Origin of the sequence: Psychrobacter sp. (genome assembly GCF_035469765.1) — a bacterium.
GTDB lineage: Bacteria > Pseudomonadota > Gammaproteobacteria > Pseudomonadales > Moraxellaceae > Psychrobacter.
Map to the genome: position 1 here is coordinate 1 of NZ_DATIRM010000419.1, position 7,979 is coordinate 7,979.

Annotated in this window: 7 protein-coding genes; 3 read left to right on the forward strand and 4 right to left on the reverse strand. The window is 44.6% G+C overall.

Going from position 1 to position 7,979, the window contains the following annotated elements; all coding sequences use genetic code 11:
- The coding region (locus VLN09_RS11600) for a LysR substrate-binding domain-containing protein (protein WP_325246684.1) at positions 1-267 on the forward strand (267 nt) is incomplete at its 5' end.
- Between the two features lie 136 nt (positions 268-403).
- On the opposite strand, the gene VLN09_RS11605 is transcribed toward VLN09_RS11600, so the two are convergent.
- A complete protein-coding gene (locus VLN09_RS11605; protein ID WP_325246686.1) occupies positions 404-871 on the reverse strand; it encodes a universal stress protein in 468 nt (155 codons plus the stop codon).
- 433 nt (positions 872-1,304) lie between these two features.
- On the opposite strand from VLN09_RS11605, the gene VLN09_RS11610 reads away from it, so the two are divergent.
- The gene (locus tag VLN09_RS11610) at positions 1,305-4,379 is read left to right on the forward strand and encodes an insulinase family protein (protein WP_325246688.1); all 3,075 of its coding nucleotides are present in this window, start codon (positions 1,305-1,307) and stop codon (positions 4,377-4,379) included.
- 119 nt (positions 4,380-4,498) lie between these two features.
- Here the strand turns inward: VLN09_RS11610 and VLN09_RS11615 are convergent, their stop codons facing one another.
- From VLN09_RS11615 to VLN09_RS11625, 3 genes are all read right to left on the reverse strand, one after another.
- Positions 4,499-5,818, reverse strand: coding sequence for a serine hydrolase (locus tag VLN09_RS11615; protein ID WP_325246690.1), 1,320 nt, complete (start codon positions 5,816-5,818; stop codon positions 4,499-4,501).
- 131 nt (positions 5,819-5,949) lie between these two features.
- Positions 5,950-6,513 (reverse strand): NUDIX hydrolase, encoded by a 564-nt coding sequence (locus tag VLN09_RS11620; RefSeq protein ID WP_325246692.1) that lies wholly within the window; start codon positions 6,511-6,513, stop codon positions 5,950-5,952.
- A gap of 326 nt (positions 6,514-6,839) precedes the next feature.
- Positions 6,840-7,052 (reverse strand): hypothetical protein, encoded by a 213-nt coding sequence (locus tag VLN09_RS11625; protein ID WP_325246694.1) that lies wholly within the window; start codon positions 7,050-7,052, stop codon positions 6,840-6,842.
- Between the two features lie 42 nt (positions 7,053-7,094).
- On the opposite strand from VLN09_RS11625, the gene VLN09_RS11630 reads away from it, so the two are divergent.
- Entirely contained in the window at positions 7,095-7,832 is a 738-nt protein-coding gene (locus VLN09_RS11630) for a CoA pyrophosphatase (RefSeq protein ID WP_325246696.1), read from the forward strand.
- Positions 7,833-7,979: the final 147 nt, after the last annotated feature.

Sequence of the window (7,979 nt, forward strand, 5' to 3'; positions counted from 1 at the left end):
GATGAGCAATTGCTCAAGTATCTGCCCGATGCCGAGGTGATTATGGCCATTCAGCAGTCGGAGGCTATCAAGCATATGGTGAGTGCAGATATTGGGCTAGGTTGCCTGTCACAGCACGTCATTGAAGGCGAGCTTGCAACAGGGAAGCTGGTACAAGTACAAGTTGCAGGGATTGACTTGGCACGGACATGGTGGCTGGTTTGGCATAAAGCCCGCCATCAAAGCCCGATTTGGCAGACGTTTATTAATATCATTCAGGACAGTTGAGCATAAAATTTTAATAAAAAAAAGTGCGCCATAGACAGATGTCTACAGCGCGCTTTTTTAATATTAATAGCCAAACTACTAGGTACTAAGTTATGTTTTATATTGGTACTAAATTATATTTTATACAACTGTAATATTAACCGCGTTTTGATACTGGCTTGTCGAGCTTAACGACTAAGCTATCACACGGCACGTTGGGCAAGATATTGTCCGCTGTGGCGCCACTTAACCATGCTGAGATACCGTGGCGCTCATGGCGTCCGATGACCAGCAGATCAACATTATGCTTATGGCAGTAGTTGACGATGCCTTCACTACTAGAAATGGCAGTGGTCACTTCAGAATTTACCGCATTCAGCTGGTTGCGCTTGAGGAACTGTGCCAGCTTAATCCGTGCTTCTTGACAGCGTTCATCATCAATCTCATCATACAAGCTAGATGCCGGCACCAACTCATAGCCAAAGCCAACCATACTATCTTTAACAATATGCAATACCGATAGCTTAGATTCAGGACGGTTTTCGACGATGCGTTTGGCCTTCTGGGCGACCACATCAGCATCAGAGAGTAAGTCGGTAACCAGTAAGATATGTTTATAGCTCATGGGGTACTCCTCGTAGCAGAGAGATTTTATAGTAACATTACTGAGGGCAGCTGTTAAGTATATAATCTGTATACAATAAGCGGCCAATGCCTTAATCTTGTTGGTCATATTTATGGACAATCAGCGCGGCTGCTTGGTATATCCATTAACGTATATTAATGCTAGTAGCCTCTTATTCTCTTTATTAGCGGTGGTCTTTATTGCTGTGCTGCCTTGACTTATCAACGCGCTAGCCCCATCTATGACAGTTAGAACCATTCTTTTTAATGGTTGCTTATCTACTATTATTAAAAATGAAACTATTCAATATAAGCCACTCCTAAACTATTAACGACAAGCAATTGCTATAAAATTCTTAGGATTATATTTTTTATAACGATAATTTTTACCACTCTATTTACCCTGATATGCAGGGCAATCTGTAAGGACAATTATGACTGACATGCCATTTACCGCTGACTTAACTTTGCACCCAGCGTTTGAGCTGCTTGAGCATCGCCATATTGAGGCGTTATCGATGGATGTGCTGATCAGTCAGCATGTCAAAACTGGCGCAATGCATTATCATTTGGCACATCCAAGTGACGAAAATGCCTTTTTGGTTGGCTTTCGTACGCAGCCGATGGACTCAAAAGGCGAGGCACATATTTTAGAGCATGTCGCCTTATGTGGCTCTGCGAAATTTCCGGTGCGTGATCCGTTCTTTTCAATGATTAAACGCTCGTTGAATACTTTTATGAATGCGATGACCGCTGCCGATTGGACGGCGTATCCGTATGCCACGCAAAATAAAAAAGACTACTTCAACTTATTAGCGGTTTATCTTGATGCCTCATTTTTTCCTAACATTCATCCTCTCGATTTTGCACAAGAAGGTATTCGGGTTGAATTAGACGCTGACGATAAGCCGCAGTTTAAAGGTATTGTCTTTAATGAGATGAAAGGGGCAATGAGTGACGAGGTTGACCAGCTGTATCATGCGGTAGCCCATCATTTATTTCCGACGACTACCTATCATTATAATTCTGGTGGCGATCCTGCTGACATTCCCGACTTAACTCATCCTGAGCTGGTCGCGTTTCATCATAGCCATTATCATCCGTCGAACAGCGTCATTATGAGCTTTGGTAATATTCCGGTCGCTGAAACCCAGGCAAAAATTCATGACGATGCCTTGATTGAGTTTGAAGCAGGTAAAAAGCACGTTTCGCGTCCAGAGCAGCGCCTGTCTGCCCCTATTAGCGCCACGGATACTTATACCGCTGACGAAGCTGGTCCTAACCAGACCCATCATGTGATTGCTTGGTTATTACCATCGATTATCGACCCCGAGCAGCGTCTGGCATTACGTTTGCTCGAAGGTGTGCTGATTGAGCATGCCGGCTCGCCGCTACGTGCTTATTTGGATAGCCATCCATTAGGCAAAGCACCCAGTCCGCTATTAGGACTTGATGACAGTCATTATGAAATGGTCTTTTATACCGGTCTGCGCGGCTCTGAGCCTGAACATGCCGAGGCGGTAGAGCAAGGTATTATGGATTTGCTTGCTGAGGTTGCCAACCAGCCGATTGCTGATGAGACTATTGAAACTATATTGCATCAGATTGAGATTGATCAACGTCATATCGGCGGTGATAGCATGCCTTATGGGCTTAATTTAATGCTAGAAGGCTTTAGCACGGCGATTCATGATGGCAACCCTATTGATGTATGGGAAGTTGATGAGCATCTACAATGGTTACGTGAGCAAGTAAAAGATAAGCAGTGGCTACCAAATCTAATCAAGCAGCACTTGTTAGACAATCAGCATCGTGTGCGTATCACAATGACGCCAGATAGCGAAAAAACAGCTCGTCTTGCGGCAGCTGAGCAGACGCGTCTTGATACCATCGAGATGGATTTGACTGCTGATGATAAACAGATCCTCAAGCAGCAAGCATTGGATTTGGCAGCGCGTCAAGCAGCGCCTGATGATTTAAGCTTATTACCAAAAGTTGGTCTAGAAGACGTACCGACCGATATCAGCTTTAAGCAAGGCACGCAAAAGCAGATTAATCTAAGCGGTAAAGAAAGCACGTTGTTTGAATATGAAGCGGGCACCAATGGCTTATATTATTATCAAGTCATCGTACCGTTGACCGATGATATTGGTCAGAATCTCGTTAATAATGGCAATGAAGAGCTGCCAGTCAATGAGGTGATCAATCATCCATTATTGCCAATTTATTTGAGCTTATTGTCAGAGCTAGGTACGGATTCGCTAAGCACCCATGAGATGCAAGCCAAGCAAGCGGCGCATTCATCTGGCGTGACGGCACGTGTCAGTCAGCGTACCAATCTCGATGATAACCAAGCGATTAGCAGCTACTTTGTCGTGGCAACGCGCGCACTGAATCGTAAGCCTGAAGCGATTGATTTGCTCAAAGAAGTCATGGAGCACAGCGTCTTTAGCGAGCATGATCGTATCAAAGAAATCTTGCAGCAGCGTCAAGCAGGCTGGCAATCAAACCTTGCAGGTTCAGGGCATTCATATGCGATGCAAACTGCCAGTCGTGGTATGAGTCGTCAAGCGCAGCTAGAGTATGTACGCAGTGGTCTACCTGCATTAAACGCGTTAAAAGATTTCCTAACGCATGCGAGTACTGATGACGCGCAGTGGGATCAATTGGCAACGAGTTTGATGGACTTACATCAACGTTTAATTAGTCTGCCTAAGCATGCGGTTATTATTTGCGAAGCGGAGCAAACTGAACGCTTAAGCAGCTTAATTGTCGATAGCTGGAAAGACAGCCAAGCGCCAAAAACTGCTGAAAAAATAAGCAATTCTGCGATAGATATCGAAGCTAATATTCCAAGTGAGTTTACCGAGTTACAGCTAAATGCTGCATTGAGTGGCGAAAATACGGCTGTAATAGAAGAAGTGGTCGTTGAAGATTTGGCATGGTTGGTGCCGACCAACGTCTATCATAACGCCAGCGCTTATACCGTTCCTACGGCTGATCATCCTGACACGGCAGCACTGATGGTATTAGCGCCTTACCTACGTAATGGCTATCTGCATAGCGCTATTCGTGAGCGCGGCGGTGCTTATGGCGGCGGCGCAGGTTACGATGCTAATGCTTGTGCCTTTAAGTTCTTTAGCTATCGCGATCCGCAGTGTGCTGAAACTTTTGCACATTTTGATGCCAGTATCGAATGGTTGTTAAATGAGCCACAAACGGATGAGCAATTAGAAGAAGCCATTTTAGGAATTATCTCTGGTATGGATAAACCTGGCTCTCCGGCAGGCGAGGCGATTAAAGCCTGTTTTGCTGACTTGCATCATCGCGGTGTAGATTGGCAGCGTAAAATGCGTGCGGCAATATTGGCAGTGACGGCCGCTGATTTACAGCGCGTTGCTAAGCAATATCTGCAAGGTCAAGACCATGTACGTGCAGTACTCGCGCCGTATGACAAAGAAGCGGCGGTAAAAGAGTTGGGCTTTAAGGTTTGTAAAATTAAAAGCTAGTAGCGTTTAGTTGCTATATAAAAAACCGCCGCTTTCACTAAAATGAAAGCGGCGGTTTTATTTTTGGTATGAATTTAGCATATGGATGTTAACTTGATTGTTAAATCTATGCTAAATATTTACTTTTTAATTAAATAATTAGCGACTGCTTTGTAGGCAGGTAGCGAAGTTGGGTCGATTTTGCCATTACTGGCTTCAGGGTAGGAGGAAAAGCGAACAATGACCATATCTGCTGCTGGATCAACATAGACCGTTTGACCATGGACGCCACGTGCTGCATAAATGGGTGTGGGGTTATTAAATAGCCACCACATACTTTTGTAGCTGCCATTATTGAGCTGCTTGTAGCCCGCTTTTGCAAAAGCGCCTTTATCACCACCAGCTTCGATATTATTAACTACCGCTGTTGGGAATAAGCGTTCACCATTAATCTCGCCTTTATTGAGCATCAAGCTACCAATACGTGCCATATCATGCAAACCTGCACTGATACCGCCACCAGCAAACGGCGTGCCTTTAGCATCGACAGTCATATAGGCACTTTGTTCGGCACCAATTTTTTGCCAAATACGCTCAGAGAGTAGCTCATTGACCGCTTTGCCAGTCGTGCGTGAGATAATCCAGCCTAATGCATCACTATTGATGGTTCGATAGTTAAATTCTACCCCATGTTCGCCTTTTTTTGGTACCGTTTGCAGATATTCAAAATAGCCGTTGGGTCCGCTATAGCCTTTAGGTTTTGGTAATGGGCTTGCTGCTTCTGAGTACTTCCAAATATCTGCGTCAGGATCAGCGTAGTCTTCGCTATAGTCGAGCGCCGTGGTCATATCCATGACCTGACGTACGGTGGCATCGCCAAAGCCGCTATCTTTTAATTCAGGAATGATAGAGGCAACCAATGCCTTATCATCAAGCTTGCCTTCGGTGACGAGGATTTCTCCTAGCAGTCCCGTCATCGACTTGGTCATTGACATTGCGGCGTGATTACCCAACTCGTTTAGGCAACCGTTTTGGCGCTCATAGACGACCTTGCCATGATGCATGATCATAATACCATCTGTATAGTTGGCATCAAGTGACTGACGCCATGTCATAGGGCGCTTGCTATTGGTTGGGGTAAAGGTAATGGCATCAATGTTTTTATCGAGTGCATAGTCAAGTTTGGATGGTGCACCGATACCACGACTGACTTCGGTGGTGGGCATCAGCTCACGGATATGACAGACTGTCCAACGCAGTTTTGGAAAACTAAAAAAGTCAGACTGTGGTTGAGTGATGAGTTTGTCTTTTGGAGGCGGGAAACCTTGCATCCAGCCAAGCGTTTGCGGGTCTGATTCCTTAGCGGTTAAAGGGGTGTTTTCAGCATGACCGCTTACACTCGCCAGCCCTAGGGCTAAAGTTAGCGGTAATAGAGCAAAGGAGCGTTGCAGTGTCAGCATGATATCCTCACAAGTTGGATTAAGCGGTTAACTTTAGGCAATAAAAAACCGTTGATAAGATTTGAGTTTAATTCTTATCAACGGTTTTCACTACTTGCTTTTGTAAGTCGGATTTTTAGCCAACTGCGGTATTAATAGCGTTTAATAGCTTGGTCTTTGCCAATGATCTCTTGATGAATCGGAAATTGATCATAACTGTCATAGTGTTGACGGTCTGCAAAATAGCTTTTTAGGGTACGGCGTACTGCTTCAAAGGCAAGTTTATCCCAGGGGATGTCTTCTTCGGTAAATAACGCACAATCAAGACTTTCAGAGCCGATACCATAAGCGCCGTCCTTTAGTTCGGTGATATAAATGCTATAGATTTGACCAATATCAGGAATGTCATACAGGCAATATAAATGCGGATTGATTACGACCGCGTCAGCCTCTTCAAAGCTTTCACGCGCCGCACCTTCGGCCATAGTTTCGCCGTTTTCCATAAATCCTGCAGGTAGCGTCCATAAGCCATACTGTGGCTCAATCGCGCGGCGACAGAGCAGCACCCGATGCTTATGAACGACCAATGAGCCACAAATAATTTTGGGATTTTCATAATGAATATAATGGCAGTTTGGGCACACCAAACGCGGCATATTATCTGTTGCTGGTATTTTACGTTCTGCTTCATGACCGCATTGGAGACAATAGCGCATATCGACTGCCTTATATAATGAAATGAGAGGGATGAAATTGCTTTAAGACGTATAACTTTAAGATTTATAATTGTTGTTGTATGAGATAGTAGGGCTATCGAATATCAGATTATTATTTAACAATTGCCTTTTATATTAAGATAACACAAATCCTCATCATACTGGCAATGATAATAACAGCGTATTGTGTGAATTGAATCACTGTTGATTCCCTTGTGTGCTGATAGGATAGATAAAGCATGTCAGTCACATAAAAGGTATGCAGTGATAGCCAGATTGCGCTAGGCTAAAGTCATTGAACAAGGATAAAGTTTTTATCGGCACGCTTACCAATAGCGCGGATAGTGTCTGCCACGACCAATGTTATTATAAGTCAGCGCTACCCCGATTCCCAGTAATGCTAATACAGCAGTGGCAAATGTTCCGCCAGCCCAAGCAAGTGACACCATTGATCCATGAGGATCAAGCACAGTCGTACAATGATAAAAGGCGGTATTTGTCTTACGTTCGTCGCCAATCTGCTTGCTGTGACTATGCAATGCTTTGATGTCTAATACTGATAAAAATACAGGGCAATTATAATGCTAAACCCCTCACAGTCTGCACATTTTGATAAATTGACGGTTGCTGTACCGAATTTTATTCGTTATCCCACCATCAGGAAACTGGCTGAACGGGTGCAGCAGGAAACGTTAAAAGCCATTGCCAGTCCGGCACGCCAAGGCACTTATGATAGCTCGCGTAGCGCCCATATTTTAAATAGCCTCTATCAAACGCCTATTGCGGATGCTTCCATCTTGGTGGCTATCACTCATGAGCGCCACCCTAAACTGCTACTTACCCGCCGCTCTGCCCATATGAACAGTCATGCCGGAGAAGTATCCTGTGCGGGTGGTAAGTATGAAGTAGGTGACGGTAATAACGTTGTCACTGCTTTGCGTGAAGCTTGCGAAGAAACTGCGCTACCGCCCGATAAAGTTCAGCTACTTGGTCAGCTGCCCATCCAAACTTCCAAAAGCGGCATGAGTGTGCGTCCTATTGTGGCGCTTATTGCGCCAGATCTGCTGTTAGTGCCGGAGCTTGGAGAGATATCGCGTATCTTTTGGGCAGATTTTGAGACGTTATTGACTCAGCCGACCGTCGAATATTCTATCGAATATACGTTACAAGATCAGACAGCGACGCTTCTCACGCCAAGTTGGCAAGTGGATGGTGAGACAGTATGGGGTCTGACGGGACGAGTCATTGCCAGTTTATTGGAAACGGGCTTTGATCGGCAGCTTGATTGGTATTACCGTATACAAGATACACGGCTGTAGAGATGGTAAAAGCGAATAAGAACCACGATAAAACACATCTTTTGTAAGATGATTATCATATAGTTAAAATACCTTAAAAACGCTACGGTACTGCTGGTATAAATTTTTTGCAGCCTCTGTCTGCGTAGGCACAGCAAGCAAGAAAAA

What these genes read in the sequence shown, in the direction of transcription:
- VLN09_RS11610 (WP_325246688.1), top strand. Translation starts at nt 1,305, where the DNA reads ATGACTGACATGCCATTTACCGCTGACTTAACTTTGCACCCAGCGTTT.
- VLN09_RS11630 (WP_325246696.1), top strand. Translation starts at nt 7,095, where the DNA reads ATGCTAAACCCCTCACAGTCTGCACATTTTGATAAATTGACGGTTGCT.
- VLN09_RS11620 (WP_325246692.1), bottom strand. Translation starts at nt 6,513, where the DNA reads ATGCGCTATTGTCTCCAATGCGGTCATGAAGCAGAACGTAAAATACCA.
- VLN09_RS11615 (WP_325246690.1), bottom strand. Translation starts at nt 5,818, where the DNA reads ATGCTGACACTGCAACGCTCCTTTGCTCTATTACCGCTAACTTTAGCC.
- VLN09_RS11605 (WP_325246686.1), bottom strand. Translation starts at nt 871, where the DNA reads ATGAGCTATAAACATATCTTACTGGTTACCGACTTACTCTCTGATGCT.